Raw genomic sequence first — 14,747 nt, 5'->3', positions numbered from 1 at the left:
ATCTGTGACACACCGATAGACATACGCCCCGTTGTGAGGTAGCGGTCATAGCCTCTGCTGTGTGGACCTGAGCGCATTGATCTTCGTCGCCCTGGCGGTTGCCTGGGCCGTCTACCTCATCCCCAAGGCGCTCAAGCACCACGAGATCGATCGGGTCAGCCGGTCGGTCGAGAGCTTCAGCGACCGCGTCCGCGTGCTGGCGAGCCGCGAGGCCGTCTCCGCCGACAAGGCCAAGCTCGTCATCGGCCGTACGACGCGCGCCACCGCCCCCGCTGCCCAGCGTGACGCCGAAGGCGACGCCCCCGAGGTCGAGGTCGACGAGCCCCTGCGGGCTCCGCTCTCCCGCGCGCAGCTGCGCGCGCGCAAGCTGGCTGCCGCGCGGGCCGCCGAGCGTCGCCGTCGCGTGCTCGGCACGATCGCCGCCCTCACCGTCTTGGTCGCCGTGCTGGCTGCGGTCGGCACGATCGGCTGGGTCTGGATGGCCGCGCCGGCCACCCTCCTCGTGGCCTGGCTCGTCGCCTGCCGGCTGATGGTCAAGCAGGAGCGCGCGATGCGCGCCCGCACCGCCCCGGTCCGCCGGCGCCGCACCACCCTGGCCGACGAGGCCATGGCGGAGGAGGACGCGGGCGACAACACCGAGGAGTTCCCGGCGGTCCGCGTCGACGACGCCGCGGCCGCTGCGCCCGTTGCTCCCGCTGACCCCGACGGCTGGGACCCCGTGCCGGTCACGCTCCCGACCTACGTCGGCAAGGCGCAGGCCGGCCGGACGGTCCGCACCATCGACCTCGACGCCACTGGCGTGTGGAGCTCGGGACGCAACGCAGCCGACTCCGAGCTCGCCCGCGGTGCCTCGCAGCAGCGTGCCGAGGAGACCGCCCGCGAGCAGCGCCGGGCCTCCGGCGCCTGACCCCACCTGGATTCGGGGACACGGTGGCCCTGGTGCTACCGTTTCCCCTCGTTTGGGGGTGTGGCGCAGCTGGTAGCGCGTCTCGTTCGCATCGAGAAGGCCAGGGGTTCGAGTCCCCTCACCTCCACCAAATATTCGAGAGCCTCCGGTCATTGACCGGGGGCTCTTCGACTTCGTAGGGGTGGAGTCCGGCGGCCGTCGCTAGTGTCGGTTCATGGCTGTTGATGTCCCTGCCCTCGTCGCCGGCGGGATCCGTTTCTCCTCCGGCGTGCACTTCCTCGTGGACCCGCTCGGGGCCAACCGGCTCTGGGGCAACAAGGACGAGGTCGACAACACCGCGCGCCTGCTCCTGCGATCGATGGGCTACCGCGACTTCCTGATCGGCGCGATGCTGCTGCAGTCGTCGTTGCGGGGCAAGGACACCCGTGGCTGGTTCCTCGCATCGGGCGGCGCGGACGCCGCGGACTTCCTGGGTGGGCTGCCGGTGCACCACGAGATGAGCGGATCGGCGAAGGCCATCGGGCTCGGCGGTGCCATCGTCGGCATCGGTGTCGGGCTCTGGGGCGCGACCCGGCGACCGTCCTGATCCACGGGTGCGACAAAAAGGTCACTATTGTCATCAACGGCGACTTATGGTTTAGTTTTGTCACGCGACAGAAACTCTCCACAAGGCGGTTGTAGTCATGGGCGTTCTAGGCCAGGTCATCAACAAGGCGCAGGCGACGATCCCGATGGATCGGCAGGTTCAGGGACTGCACCTGTTCCAGAAGGCCAAGAAGCTGGTGCTCGGCGACAACCAGCCGGTCTTCGTCGATGAGGCGATCCCCGACGTCGACGAGCTCGCGCTGACCGAGATCGACGTCAGCAACCCGTTCCTCTACGGCCAGGGGCAGTGGCAGCCCTACTTCAAGCGGCTGCGCGACGAAGCGCCGGTGCACTACCAGGCCAACAGCGCCTTCGGGCCCTACTGGTCGGTGACCCGCTACGACGACATCATGACCGTCGACAAGGACTTCCAGAGGTTCTCCGCCGAGCCGCAGATCGTCATCGGCACCCCGCCCGAGGGCCTGGACATCGAGATGTTCATCGCCATGGACCCGCCGCGTCACGACCAGCAGCGCAACGCCGTCCAAGGTGTCGTCGCTCCCCAGAACCTCGAGGAGATGGAGGGCCTGATCCGGTCGCGGGTGCAGGAGGTCCTCGACGACCTGCCGGTCAACGAGCCCTTCGACTGGGTCGACAAGGTGAGCATCGAGCTGACCTCGCGGATGCTCGCGACCCTGCTCGACTTCCCCTACGAGCAGCGCCGCGACCTCGTCTACTGGACCGACCTGGCTGCCGCCAGTGCCTCGGCCACCGGCGGCTCGAACGACATGGACGAGATGTACAGGGGCATCGCCGACATGGCGAAGAGCTTCAGTGCTCTCTGGCACGACAAGGCCGCCCGTCGGGCCGCGGGGGAGAAGCCCGGCTACGACCTGATCACCCTGATGCAGATGTCCGAGGACACCAAGGACCTCATCAACCGACCGATGGAGTTCCTCGGCAACCTGATCCTCCTCGTCGTCGGTGGCAACGACACGACCCGCAACTCGATGTCGGGCGGCGTGGTCGCGCTCAACCAGTTCCCGGACCAGTTCGACCGCCTCCGGGCAGACCACGGGCTCATCCCGAAGATGGTCCACGAGATCATCCGCTGGCAGACGCCGCTGGCCTACATGCGCCGGATCGCCACGCAGGACACCGTCCTCAACGGCCAGTTCATCCGCAAGGGCGACAAGGTCGTCATGTGGTACGCATCGGCCAACCGGGACGAGCGCACGTTCGAGAACCCCGACGACTTCATCATCGACCGCCAGAACGCACGCCACCACCTCTCCTTCGGCATCGGTGTCCACCGCTGCATGGGCAGCCGGCTGGCCGAGATGCAGCTGCGGATCCTGTGGGAGGAGCTGCTGGCGAGGTTCTCGGACATCGAGGTCCTGGGGGAGCCGGAGTACCTGCAGTCGAACTTCGTCCGGGGCTACACCAAGCTGATGGTCACCCTCGCGCCGATCGGGCAGGAGCCCCGAGCCCGACAGCGGGCCGCTGCTCCTCAGCCGAAGCGCATCGAATCTCGTGACGGCTGGCAGGTCGCCACCACCGAGAGCGAGGTCGACCTGTTGGTCGTGGCGCGTCGGGAGGTGGCCGAAGGGATCGTCGAGCTCACTCTCGCCGACCCGTCAGGGGCTGAGCTCCCGTCCTGGACGGCCGGCGCTCACATCGACCTCATGCTCGCTCCGTCGCTGACCCGGCAGTACTCCTTGTGCGGCAGTGCCTCCGACGATGCGTGGAAGGTCGGGGTCCTCCTCGACCCGAACAGCCGAGGCGGGTCGGCGCACGTCCACGGGAAGCTGACGGAGGGTGCGACCGTCCGGGTGCGCGGCCCGCGCAACCACTTCCCGCTCGTGTCGTCGCCGCGCTACCAGTTCATCGCCGGCGGCATCGGCATCACACCGATCCTCGCGATGATCGAGGCGGCCGAGGCGCGCGGTGCCGAGTGGAGCCTGCTGTACGGCGGCCGGTCGCGGGCGTCGATGGCTTTCCTCGACCGGCTCGAGAGCGACGACCGGGTGACGGTCTGGCCGCAGGACGAGAAGGGCCTGCTCGACCTCGCCTCCGTGCTCGGCACACCGCAACCGGACACGTTGGTCTACTGCTGTGGCCCCGGTGCGCTCCTCGACGCGGTCGAGGACGGATGCGCGGGGTGGCCCGAGGGCAGCCTGCACCTCGAGCGGTTCGCCGCCAAGAAGATCGAGGCGTCCGAGGACGCGCTCGACTCCTTCGAGGTGGAGTGCTCGCGGTCGGGCGTGACCGTGACGGTGCCCGAGGGCACCACGATCTTCGACGCGGTCGAGAAGGCCGGTGTCGACGTACTCGGATCGTGCATGGAGGGCATCTGCGGCACCTGTGAGGCCGACGTGGTCGACGGCACGCCCGACCACCGTGACTCGATCCTGTCCAAGTCCGAACGCGAGCGTGGCGACACGATCATGACCTGCGTCTCCCGCTCCCTGTCGAAGAAGTTGGTGCTGGACCTATGAGCTATCCCAAGAACAGCTGGTACGTCGCCGCCACCCGTGACGAAATGGGCGAGGTCGCCAATGACTTCCTCGCTCGACGCATCCTCGACACGCCTGTCGTGCTCTTCCGCCTGTCCGACGGCTCGGTCGCGGCGCTCGAGGACCGCTGCGCGCATCGCCCCTACCCGTTGTCGGCCGGCCACCGCGAGGACGACCTCGTCGTCTGCGGCTATCACGGCTGCACCTACGACGCGACCGGCCGCTGCGTGCGAGTGCCCTCCCAGGACACCCCGCCGTTGGGGGCACAGGTGCGCGCCTTCCCCGTGGTGGAGCGTGGACCCTTCGTCTGGGTGTGGATCGGCACGCCCGGTGGTGAGCGGCTCCGTCCGCCGCCGTCGACGCCGTGGCTCCAAGGTGACGGATGGAGCAGTGTGGGGGAGCGGCGCGACGTGGCCGCCAACCTGCTGCTGCTGCACGAGCACTACCTCGACCTGACCAACGTCTTCGCGATGCACGCCGAGATGGTGCCGCCCGGGATCGAGGCGCTGCCGCCGCTGGAGGAGGTGGAGGTCTCCGAGCTCTCGGTGTCCTACGTGCGCGAGCTGCCCAAGGCGCCGCTGGCGCCGTGGGAGGCCCAGGTCTCCGGGCTCGACAGCGTGGAGTCGTTCGGTCGCAAGGAGACGGGCACGTTCGTGACGCCCGGCCTCCACAAGCAGACCTACACCATCAGCGGCGCTGACGGTCCGGAGCTCGAGCTCGTCCGGACCCACGCCTTCACGCCCGAGTCGGCCGGTGCCACCCATGTGTTCCTGCAGATCTCGTGGCGAGGCACCGCTGTCTCGCCCGAGGCGGGCGAGCAGCTGGCCGCGGTCTTCCACGAGATGGCCGACCGCGACACGGCGGTGCTCGAGACGGTGCAGCGTTGCCTCGACGAGGACCCGCCGTCGCGCCGCTACGTCAACGTCAAGGCCGACCGCGCCGCCGTACGTGCGCGGCGGATCATCGTGTCGATGGTCGAGGAAGAGCGCGGGATCTGATCGCTGGGTCCTATCTAAGGGCCGGCCAGGAAGCCGTGGACCGTGTGCTTGATGCGGTCCACGGCTTCGTCGATGCTGACCGTCGGTTGCAGCAGGTGGCTGAGCGTGAGCCGGACCATCGAGTCCACCATCGCTTCAGGCGCGCTGCCGAGCGCGTCGCTGACCGCTTGGGAGGCCTGGGTCAGCACGACCTCGGGTCGCACGGTGAGGAGCTCGAGGAGCTCCGGGTCGTGGCCGGGTCGCAGGATCGCTTTGAGGACGGCGTTGGTCTCGCCGTACTCGAGCGCGAAGCGCGCAGCCGCACCCAGGCCCTCCTCGACCGAGCCGGGGTGGGCTGCGATGCCGTCGCGGACGCCCGCCAGGAAGCGGTCGACCTCGCGGCGGACGACGGCCTCGCCGAGCTCGGACTTGGTGCCGACCTCCTTGTAGAGGCTCTGCCGGGGGACGCCGGACCGCTGGGCCACCTTGGTCATGCTGAGCCGGTCCCAGCCCTCCTCGGTGATGATCGCGACGGAGGCGTCGAGGAGGCGCTCGAGCCGCAGGGCCCGGAGCTCGTCGTAGAAGGCGGGCGCGCTCATGTGTCCCAATCTACGACATCTAGAGCATTCATGTCGCATGGGGAGACATTCAGTGGATGCATGTCCGCAGGCGGCGAGTGACGCAGCGCTCATTGACAGTGATCCCGCCCCGGAGAATGCTCGCGAGCATCGGGTCCGGGTCCAGATATCGCTCCCACGTCGTCAAAAGGGGCCCGCTGTGGCGATCCTGCGCATCCGTCGAACCGCTGGTCGAAAGGTCGCTTCGCTCAGTGCTGGTGCGGTCGCGCTCGCCGGCGGTCTGGTGCTGGTGCCCGCGGCGCCGGCGTTGGCCGTCGGCCCGACGGTCTCTGCGATCTCGCCGACCTCGGGCGCCGCTGGCACCCTCGTCACGATCACCGGTTCCGGGCTCGACTCCGGGTGCGTGGTCGGCGAGAACGGCACCCAGCGTCCGACGGTCACCTTTGCGGGTGTCGCGGCAGCGGTGACGTCCGCGTCGCCGACGACGGTGACTGCGACGGCGCCGTCGCAGGCGGTCGGCTCGGTGGTCGATGTCAGGGTCACCGACTGCAACGGGCTGCAGTCGCCGGTCGTCGCCGCAGCACGGTTCACCTATGTGCGCCCGGTGGTGAGCGGCGTGTCGCCGGCGACGGGGAGTGCCGGCACGTTCGTCACGGTCTCCGGGACCGACCTGACTGCCGGTTGCCCGGCGGGGACGTCGCCGACGGTGAGGTTCGGAGTCGCCGACGCGACCGTCGTCTCCGCCACCGCCACCTCGGTCGTCACTCGGGCACCAACCGGTGTCCACCCGGGCACCTACGACGTCGTCGTGACCGACTGCGCTGGCAGCAACTCCGTCACCTCCAACGCGGACCACTTCACCTTCACCGGGCCCCTCGTCTCTGGGGTCAGCCCGGCACAGGGGAAGGCATCCACCCAGGTGACGATCGCGGGTGAAGGTTTCCTGTCCGGATGTGGCGGCGGGGTCCATCCCGTCGTGAAGTTCGGGACTGCGGCCGCCGACACGACGAGTGGCTCGTTCTCCCCCTCCAGCATCGTTGTGCCCGCACCGCCGCACGCTGCCGGCGGCGTCCACGTCACGGTGACCGACTGCCAAGGAGACTCCTCGCCGACCAGCTCGGTCGACCAGTTCACCTACACCCCTACTCCGATCGTGCAGTCGGTCGCGCCGGCCAGCGGCGTCATCGGCACCGAGATCACGGTCACGGGCCTGCGGTTCACGGTCGGTTGCTCCGGATCGTCGACGCCGACCGTGACCGTCGGCGGTGTCAGCGCTTCGCCTACTGACGTCAGCGCGTCGTCGCTCAAGATCCTGGCGCCGGCCCACTCGGCGGGTCCGACCTCGGTAGTCGTCAGTGACTGCGACGGCGACACATCGCCGACCACGTCGGCCAGCACCTTCAGCTACCTGGCGCCCGAGGTCACCCGCGTGACGCCGACGCACGGCGACCCGGGGACCGAGGTGAAGGTCGAGGGCTCGTCCTTCACCTCGGGGTGCACCGCCGACCTGGGCGTCGCGCTGATCGGCGGCGAAGAGGTGCCGTTGTCCGACGGCGTCGGGCCTTCCGACGTTGCGCTCCGCTTCACGGTCCCGACCATGGTGGGCGGCACCTACGACGTACGGATCAGGAACTGTGAGGGCGACGTCTCCGACGCGGTCGCGGCCGACAAGTTCACGGTGACCACGCCGCCCGGGCCCCAGGTCACCAAGGTGACGCCGAAGAAGGGGTACGTCGGCACGCAGGTGACGATCACCGGGACGGGGTTCCTGGGTGGCTGTGGGGCGTTCGGGTCGGGCTATCCGCTGATCTCGGTGGGTGATTCCCTGATCGTGGCGAACGGGTTCGACTCGAACCTGGTGTCGTTGTCGGGCACCGAGGCAGTGATCGAGGCGCCGCCCAACTCGGCCGGCACCTACGACGTCCGAGTGACCAACTGCCAGGGCGACAGGTCGCTCACCAGCAAGGCCGATCGCTACAGCTATGTGCCGCCGTCGGTCGCGAAGGTGGCGCCGACCAAGGGGTATGTCGGCACGGAGGTCACGATCTCCGGGACCGGGTTCTTGGGGGGATGTGGGAACCCGACGTTGCCGTTCCCGTACGTGTCGGTGGGCGGTGCGTTGCTCTCCGCGACGGGTGTGGGTGTGGTGTCGATGTCGGACACGCAGTTCGTGATCAAGGCGCCCTCGCAACCGGCAGGTGCCTATCCCGTGCGGGTGATCAACTGCGCCGGCGACACCTCGGCGGTCTCGCCGCGGACGAAGTTCACCTACCTACCGCCAACGGTCGCGAAGGTGGCGCCGTCGAAGGGCTATGTCGGCACGCAGGTGACGATCTCGGGGACGGGCTTCTTGGGTGGTTGTGGGGATCCGGCGTCGCCGTTGTCGTTCCCGTTCGTGTCGGTGGGTGGTGCGCTGGTCTCCGCGACGGGTGTGGGTGTGGTGTCGATGTCGGACACGCAGGTCGTGATCAAGGCGCCGACGAACGCAGCCGGCAGCTACGACATCCGAGTGACCAACTGCTCGGGTGACACGTCCGCTGTGGTCAACGGTGATCGCTACACCTACCTGCCGCCGAACGTGACGAAGGTGGCGCCGAAGGAGGGGTACGTCGGCACGGAGGTCACGATCTACGGGACAGGGTTCCTGGGTGGTTGTGGGGCCTCGGGCAACGCGCTGATCTCGCTGGGTAGCTCCTGGGTGGTCGGGAGTGGGCTCGATCCGAACTTCGTGTCGATCTCGGACACGCAGGTCGTGATCACGGCGCCGGCGAACTCTGCAGGCACCTACGACATCCGAGTGACCAACTGCGCGGGCGACACCTCGGCCGTAGGCAGGGCTGACCGTTACACCTACCTACCGCCGACGGTCTCGAAGGTGGCGCCGAAGGAGGGCTACGTCGGCACGGAGGTGACGATCTTCGGGACGGGGTTCGTGGAGGGCTGTGGGGCCTCGGGCAACCCGGTGATCTCGCTGGGTAGCTCGTGGGTCGTCGGGAGTGGGCTCGATCCGAACTTCGTGTCGATCTCGGACACGCAGGTCGTGATCACGGCGCCGGCGAACTCTGCGGGCACCTACGACGTCCGGGTGACGAACTGTGCTGGTGACACGTCGGCGGTATCGCCTCGGACGAGGTTCACCTACCTGCCGCCGACGGTTGCGAAGGTGGCTCCGTCGAAGGGGTTTGCCGGGACGGAGGTGACGATCTCCGGGACGGGGTTCCTGGGTGGTTGTGCGGGCTTCGCGTCGGGCAACCCGCTGATCTCGCTGGGTAGCTCCTGGGTGGTCGGGAGTGGGCTTGATCCGAACTTCGTGTCGATCTCGGACACGCAGGTCGTGATCCTGGCGCCGTCGAACGCGCGTGGCACCTACGACGTCCGGGTGACGAACTGCGCGGGCGACACCTCTGCAGTCGTCAGAGCTGACCGCTTCACCTATCTCGGCCCGTGACGGTGCCGCCCCGTATGCCCGGCGCCGATCTGGGCATCTCCGAGCCATGTACATCGGATTCGGCATCGTCTTGCTCGTCGTCGGTCTCGTCCTCGTCATGGACGTCCTCACGATCGACCTCAACTTCGTCAACGACGACGCCTTGGGCACGATCCTGATCGTCGCGGGTCTCCTCGCGATCGTCGTTTCGTTCCTCTACGCGCCGCCGTGGCGCCGTGAGCGCGTCGTCACCCACCAGGAAGAAGCGCCGCGCTACTGAACCCCGTCGTACAACTCAGCCACGCCAGAGCCCCGGGCTCGACCGGAGCGCGAGCAACAGCGTGAGCGCGTCGGGGGAGTCCATGACGTCGCCGAACATCTCTCGCAATCGACGTAGGCGGTAACGCACCGTCTGCGGGTGGACGTCGAGGTGGGCGGCGAGGGCGGGCGCGCTGCCGTGGGTCTCGAGGTAGAGCAGCAGCGTCTCGCAGAGGACCTGCCGGCTCCGAGGTGGCTCCGTCATCAACGGGGCGAGATGGTGGTCGACGACCCGCTCGCGCAGCAACGGCTCGGCATGGAGCCACAGCGTCGCGACATGCTCGGAGCACTCGATCACGGGTTGGCAGCCGAGGACGCCGCGGTCGTGGAGATCGAGGGCGCGACTCGCCCACCGCGCGCCGTCGGCGGCGTCGCGCACGGGGACCGCCCAACTGATGGCGACCGGCAGGCCGGCGAAGGTCGCGAGGACCCGGCCGAGGATGCCTTCGGCGTGGCTCTCCGCCGCGATCACCGTGGTCACCGGGTGGTCGACCTGGACCAGCGCCGTGTCGGGGATCCCGCTCCCGTCCGGGAGGTCGAACCCGCTCGGCGTGCGGACGGTGATGACCCGCACGGTCGAGGGCAGCCGCCAGCCGGTGGCTGCGGCGAGCTCGTCGAGGTCGTCGGTGCGAGTGTCGGAGAGCAGGGCGGTGAGGAGCGGACCTCGCCAGCGCGCGGTGTCTTGGCGCAGCTCGCTCTGGGTGCGGAGGTAGCCGATCGTGATCTGCCGCTCGAGGTTGTCGATGTGGGCGAACAGCAGGTCGCCGAGGCGTCCGAGGATCCCGTCAGGCACCTGGAGCTCACGACACCTGCGGTGGATGACCTGCCACGAGCTGCGTGCGGCGATCAACATGATCGCGCGCAGGTTCTCCAGCCCGTTGCCGTGCAGCGCCTCCTGGCGTCCCACCTCCTGGAACCTCTCCTCCACGTCGGCCCGTCGGCCTGGCCCTGTCTCCAGGATGTCGATGTAGCTGGTGATCCCCGCGCGGATCGGTTCGCGCAGCACCGGCAGCAGGTCGTCGCGCTGACGGTTGCGGAACGGCACGACCCGCTCCTGGATGACCTCGGTCATGAGGTCGGTGAGGGGACCCGTCAGGGTCCGCGCCACGCGGGCGATCTCCGGCGGCATCGACGCCCTCGCTGCGCGCGCGGTCGGTTGCAATGTTGCGGTCATGGTGTCCCTCCCCGCAGCGGCATCCGCGTCTGCGCCTTGGAGCGACGCATGCGAAGGTCCCGAAACCGCTGCCTCCCGTCAGGAGGCTGTCACCCGAGTGCGCAACATGACATCGTGGTAAATCCGTATCCTCGATCTCGGGAGACGTACGTAGAGTCGGGAGGGGACTCGAATATGGGGGGATTCTTGGGCACCCCTGGGGCGGTGCCAGATGGTTCGATTTCGGATTCGAGTGGGTGGCGATGAGCACCCCACCGGAACGCCTCACTGCCGACATCACGACATTCGTGGGCAGGGAGCAGGAGGTCGCGGAGGTCCGTCGCCTCCTCGACACGACCTCGGTCGTCACTCTCACCGGCCCCGGCGGTGTCGGGAAGACCCGGCTCGCGTCCCGGGTGGCGGCGAGCGTCGCTGACCGGTTCCCCGACGGGGTGCTGTTCCTCCCGCTCGCCGACCTGAGCGACCGCGCGCTCCTCGCGAGCACGGCCGCCGATGTGGTGGGCCTCGCCGACCGCGCCACCCCCTCGCCCATTGATCTCGTCGTGGGCGAGCTGCGCGACCGCGCGGTGCTGCTGGTGATCGACAACTGCGAGCACGTCGTCGACGAGTGCGCCGCCTTCGTCGAGACGCTGGTCCGCACCTGCCCGCGGCTCGTGATCTTGTCCACGAGCCGCCAGTCGCTCGGCGTCGAGGGCGAACGCATCCTGCCGGTCCGGCCGCTGCGCACGCCGCCGATCGGCGAGCCCGCCGAGCAGCTGCGTCAGTACGACGCCGTACGGCTCTTCGTCGACCGGGCCACCGCGGTCGTGCCGGGCTTCGAGATCACCGCCGACAACGCGGCCGACGTGGTCGACCTGTGCCGTCAGCTCGACGGGCTGCCGTTGGCGATCGAGCTCGCGGCCGTCCGGCTGCGAGCCCTGTCGGTGCGGCAGGTCGTCGAGCGGCTCGACCGACAGCTCGCCCTCCTCAAGGGCGGTCCGGCACGGCGATTCGGTCTCAGGCACGAGACCCTGCGCGGCCTCATGGACTGGAGCTATGAGCTCTGCAGCGACGAGGAACGCCTGATGTGGGCACGACTCTCGGTGTTCACCGGCAGCGTCTTCCTCGACGCCGCGGAAGCGGTGTGTGCCGGGGCCGGTCTCGCGGCCGAGGAGGTGCTCGACGTGATCGAGGGTCTCGTCGACAAGTCCGTCCTGCTGCGCGTCGAGCACGGCGGCGTGGTGCGCTTCCGCATGCTCGAGACCGTCCGGCAGTACGGCCAGGACAAGCTCGCCGAGTCCGACGACCACGTCGCGTGGCAGCGCCGCCACCGTGACTTCTATGCCGACCTGACCGCGCGGTTCGCCGCCGAGTGGCTCGGCCCCGACCAGGCAGCCTGGATCGCCCGCCTCGGCCGCGAGCACCACAACCTGCGCCTCGCCCTCGACTTCTGCACCCGCGACCCCGAGGAGGCGGTCATCGGGATGGCGATGGCGCACGCCTTCAAGGAGTACTGGTTGGTGCGCGGCTTCAACACCGAGGGCCGCATCCAGATCTCCAAGCTCCTCGAGGCGGCCGCGCCGCACGCGCCCGGACGAGCGCAGCTGATGTGGAGCTACGCCTTCCTCGCCCTGGTCCAGGGCGATCAGCCGGCCTACGAGGTCGCGGTCGCCGAGGCGCGGCAGCTCGCGGAGGCGGTCGGTGATGCCCAGGCCGCCGCCTACGTCCGCCACGTCGAGGGCTACCGCGCGCTGCTGGCCAACGACATGGCCGTCGCTGTCGCCTGCTTCTCCAGTGCGGTCGCGGACTTCCGTGCTGTCGGCGACGTGGCCGGCGAGCTCTGGTCGACCTACAACCACGGCATCGCGCTCGCCATCGGTGGCGACCTCGATCTCGGCCGCACGATCCTGCGCGACTGCATCGCGACCTATGCCGAGCTGGGGGAGTGGTCCTGGCGCTCCTGGGCGCTGTGGTCCCTCGCTGCCGCGGAGTGCCTCGCGGGCGACCTGACCGCGGCGCGCACCTGCTGCGAGGACGTGCTGCGTCAGCAGGTGATCCTGCGCGACCGCGCTGTCATCGCCTTCGTGCTCACCGTGCTGGCCGGCGTCGAGGCTCGCTCCTGCCACGACCGCCGGGCGGCTCGGCTGCTCGGGGCTGCGGCGACCGTCTGGCGCTCGGTCGGCACCTCGCCGCGCCGCTACGGCGCGTTCGTGCCCGAGCTGGAGCGCGACACGGCCGAGGTGACCGGGCGGCTCGGGTGGGACACGGCGGAAGCGGAGTTCGCCGCGGGCGCGCAGCTGTCCTTGGCGGATGCGCTCGACTATGCGCTGTGCGGCGGGGACGAGGAGGACGACCCGGACGACCAGTCCGCGGCGACCATCTCCAGTCCGCTGACCGCTCGCGAGCAGCAGGTGGCCGACCTGGTCGCCCAGGGCATGACCAACCGCGGTATCGCCGAGACGCTGGTGATCGCCCGGCGTACCGCGGAGACGCACGTCGAGCACATCCTCGCCAAGCTCGGCTTCAGCAACCGGTCGCAGATCGCGACCTGGGTCACCGAGCGCCGCGGCGCGGCGGAGTCACCCGCATGACAAGGGGCCCGCGCCGTCGGCGTGGGCAACCCTCACCGACCTGGCAATCGCGGGTCTCGGTTCGGTAAAGGTCGGTTCGACCGCCTGCCTCCGCGTTGTTCGCGCACGCCGTCCCTCGAAGGCTGCGCGCACGAGCGCGCACCACCAGGTGCGCACGTTGGAGAGGGAGAACGTCGTGAGGAACACCAAGCGAGCCAGCCGAGCGCTGGCGGTCGCCGCCGCAGGGGGACTCGGCGCCGTACTGCTCGTCGGAGCTGGTGCTCCGCCCGCGTCCGCCGCGGCCGAGCTCACGCTCGACTACACGTGCACCTACCCGCTGATCAACCAGCAGAGCCTGACGGTCGCGATCAGCGTGGACCTCCCGGCGAGCGCCGAGGTCGGCGTGCCGGTCGGCCCGTTCGACATCGACGCGACCAGCACCGTCAGCGCCACCACGACCTCGGGCCTCGCGCTCGTCGGCGCCAAGACGATCGAGGGCGCCGCGACCTCGCACATCAAGGTGCAGGCGCCGCAGGTCAACCTGCCTGACGTCCAGGTGCCCGTGACCGTGCCGAAGACGCCCGTGCCGGCTTCCGGCGCGTTCGACATCCCGGCGAGCGGCCAGACCCCGGCGCTCACCTTCCCGGCCGCGGGCCAGGGCACCATCGACGTCGGCAACCTCGACCTGCGGCTCGTCGCTCGCAACGCCTCCGGCGACGCGATCGCGTTGCCGGGCGGCAACGATGACGGCTCCTTCGACGCACCCTGCACGCCCGACGCCGGGCAGGACCAGCGGCTGGCGACCTTCCCGATCACCGGTGGTTCCTCGGACAACACCGTGCCGACTGCATCCCCCGTCACCGGCAGCACCACCGCGAGCAGCTCGGTCGCGGTGACCCTGGCCGGTGCCGACGCCGACGGTGACCCGCTCACCTACTCGGCCACCACGCCGGCCCACGGCACGGTGACGGTGGCCGGCAACGTCGCCACCTACACGCCGGCCGCAGGCTTCGTCGGGAGCGACACCTTCACCTACACCGCCTCCGACGGCTCGGCCGAGGCCCAGGCCACGGCGACGGCGACGGTCGTGGTAGCCAAGGCAGCGACGACCACGAAGGCGAAGCCGGCCAGCGCCAAGTCGAAGATCGGCAAGCCGATCCCGGTCAAGTTCGTCGTCGCGGCACCGGCCCTGACCCCGACTGGAGGCGTGACCATCAGCTACGGCGGCAAGGTCGTCGCCAAGGGGACGCTGACCAACGGATCGGCGGCCGTGACGATCCCGGCGAAGGTCACCAAGAAGCTCAAGGCCGGCAAGGCGAGCTTCACCGCGTCGTACGCCGGCTCCACCGTCACGCTGCCGAGCAAGTCCGGCTTCGTGGTGAAGATGGTCCGCTGACTGCGGTCCATCACAGACGGGCGGCCGAAGGGAGCATCGGTTCCGCCTAGGCCAGGCCCGCAGTCCGCGCAGCCCTCCCAGGTCGCGGGCTGCGGGCCTCGCGCCGTCCGGGAGACGAGGTCGCGGCCGTCCGCTCCGGGGTGACAACACCCGAGCGGCGTACGACGCCGGCCACTCACCCCCGTCGCAACTGCCCGTCTCGTTTCGGTAACGACGACGGGCTGCCGCGCCGGTGCGTTGCGGGTGGTCCGGGCCGGGTCGTTGCCTGTGGCCCGCCGGCGGACATCGCCCGGCAAGAACAACCTTCAAGGGGAGAGAGA

10 protein-coding genes and 1 tRNA gene are annotated in these 14,747 nt (G+C 69.5%); 9 read left to right on the top strand and 2 right to left on the bottom strand.

The window, feature by feature from the left end; translation table 11 throughout:
- Positions 1-61: 61 nt before the first annotated feature.
- The 5 genes from sepX to F0U44_RS13030 all read left to right on the top strand — a co-directional run bounded on the left by sepX (position 62) and on the right by F0U44_RS13030 (position 5,006).
- Positions 62-907, top strand: coding sequence for a divisome protein SepX/GlpR (sepX, locus tag F0U44_RS13050; RefSeq protein ID WP_149728695.1), 846 nt, complete (start codon positions 62-64; stop codon positions 905-907).
- 54 nt (positions 908-961) lie between these two features.
- Positions 962-1,037, top strand: a tRNA-Ala gene (locus tag F0U44_RS13045).
- An 84-nt stretch (positions 1,038-1,121) separates the two neighbouring features.
- Complete coding sequence (locus F0U44_RS13040) at positions 1,122-1,493, top strand: DUF4267 domain-containing protein (protein WP_149728694.1); 372 nt, start codon at positions 1,122-1,124, stop codon at positions 1,491-1,493.
- 97 nt (positions 1,494-1,590) lie between these two features.
- Complete coding sequence (locus F0U44_RS23555; RefSeq protein WP_149728693.1) at positions 1,591-3,990, top strand: cytochrome P450/oxidoreductase; 2,400 nt, start codon at positions 1,591-1,593, stop codon at positions 3,988-3,990.
- Positions 3,987-5,006, top strand: coding sequence for an aromatic ring-hydroxylating oxygenase subunit alpha (locus F0U44_RS13030; RefSeq protein ID WP_149728692.1), 1,020 nt, complete (start codon positions 3,987-3,989; stop codon positions 5,004-5,006). The genes F0U44_RS23555 and F0U44_RS13030 overlap by 4 nt, the downstream gene beginning before the upstream one ends.
- Before the next feature lie 14 nt (positions 5,007-5,020).
- Here the strand turns inward: F0U44_RS13030 and F0U44_RS13025 are convergent, their stop codons facing one another.
- The gene (locus tag F0U44_RS13025; RefSeq protein ID WP_149728691.1) at positions 5,021-5,584 is read right to left on the bottom strand and encodes a TetR/AcrR family transcriptional regulator; all 564 of its coding nucleotides are present in this window, start codon (positions 5,582-5,584) and stop codon (positions 5,021-5,023) included.
- Between the two features lie 178 nt (positions 5,585-5,762).
- Between F0U44_RS13025 and F0U44_RS13020 the strand changes: the two genes are divergently transcribed.
- On the top strand, positions 5,763-9,011 hold the full coding sequence (locus F0U44_RS13020) for an IPT/TIG domain-containing protein (protein ID WP_188113467.1): 3,249 nt from the start codon (positions 5,763-5,765) through the stop codon (positions 9,009-9,011).
- 46 nt (positions 9,012-9,057) lie between these two features.
- Positions 9,058-9,270, top strand: coding sequence for a hypothetical protein (locus F0U44_RS13015; RefSeq protein WP_149728689.1), 213 nt, complete (start codon positions 9,058-9,060; stop codon positions 9,268-9,270).
- 15 nt (positions 9,271-9,285) lie between these two features.
- Here the strand turns inward: F0U44_RS13015 and F0U44_RS13010 are convergent, their stop codons facing one another.
- Positions 9,286-10,482, bottom strand: coding sequence for a PucR-like N-terminal domain-containing protein (locus F0U44_RS13010; protein ID WP_149728688.1), 1,197 nt, complete (start codon positions 10,480-10,482; stop codon positions 9,286-9,288).
- A gap of 242 nt (positions 10,483-10,724) precedes the next feature.
- On the opposite strand from F0U44_RS13010, the gene F0U44_RS13005 reads away from it, so the two are divergent.
- Together F0U44_RS13005 and F0U44_RS13000 are read left to right on the top strand one after the other, a co-directional pair.
- Positions 10,725-13,052, top strand: a complete 2,328-nt coding sequence (locus F0U44_RS13005; protein WP_149728687.1) for an ATP-binding protein — start codon at positions 10,725-10,727, stop codon at positions 13,050-13,052.
- A gap of 175 nt (positions 13,053-13,227) precedes the next feature.
- On the top strand, positions 13,228-14,427 hold the full coding sequence (locus F0U44_RS13000; protein ID WP_149728686.1) for an Ig-like domain-containing protein: 1,200 nt from the start codon (positions 13,228-13,230) through the stop codon (positions 14,425-14,427).
- Positions 14,428-14,747: the final 320 nt, after the last annotated feature.

This window comes from Nocardioides humilatus (assembly GCF_008373755.1).
GTDB lineage: Bacteria > Actinomycetota > Actinomycetes > Propionibacteriales > Nocardioidaceae > Nocardioides > Nocardioides humilatus.
Note: the sequence above shows the minus strand (reverse complement) of the source record. Positions and strands in the feature narration are given on the sequence as shown.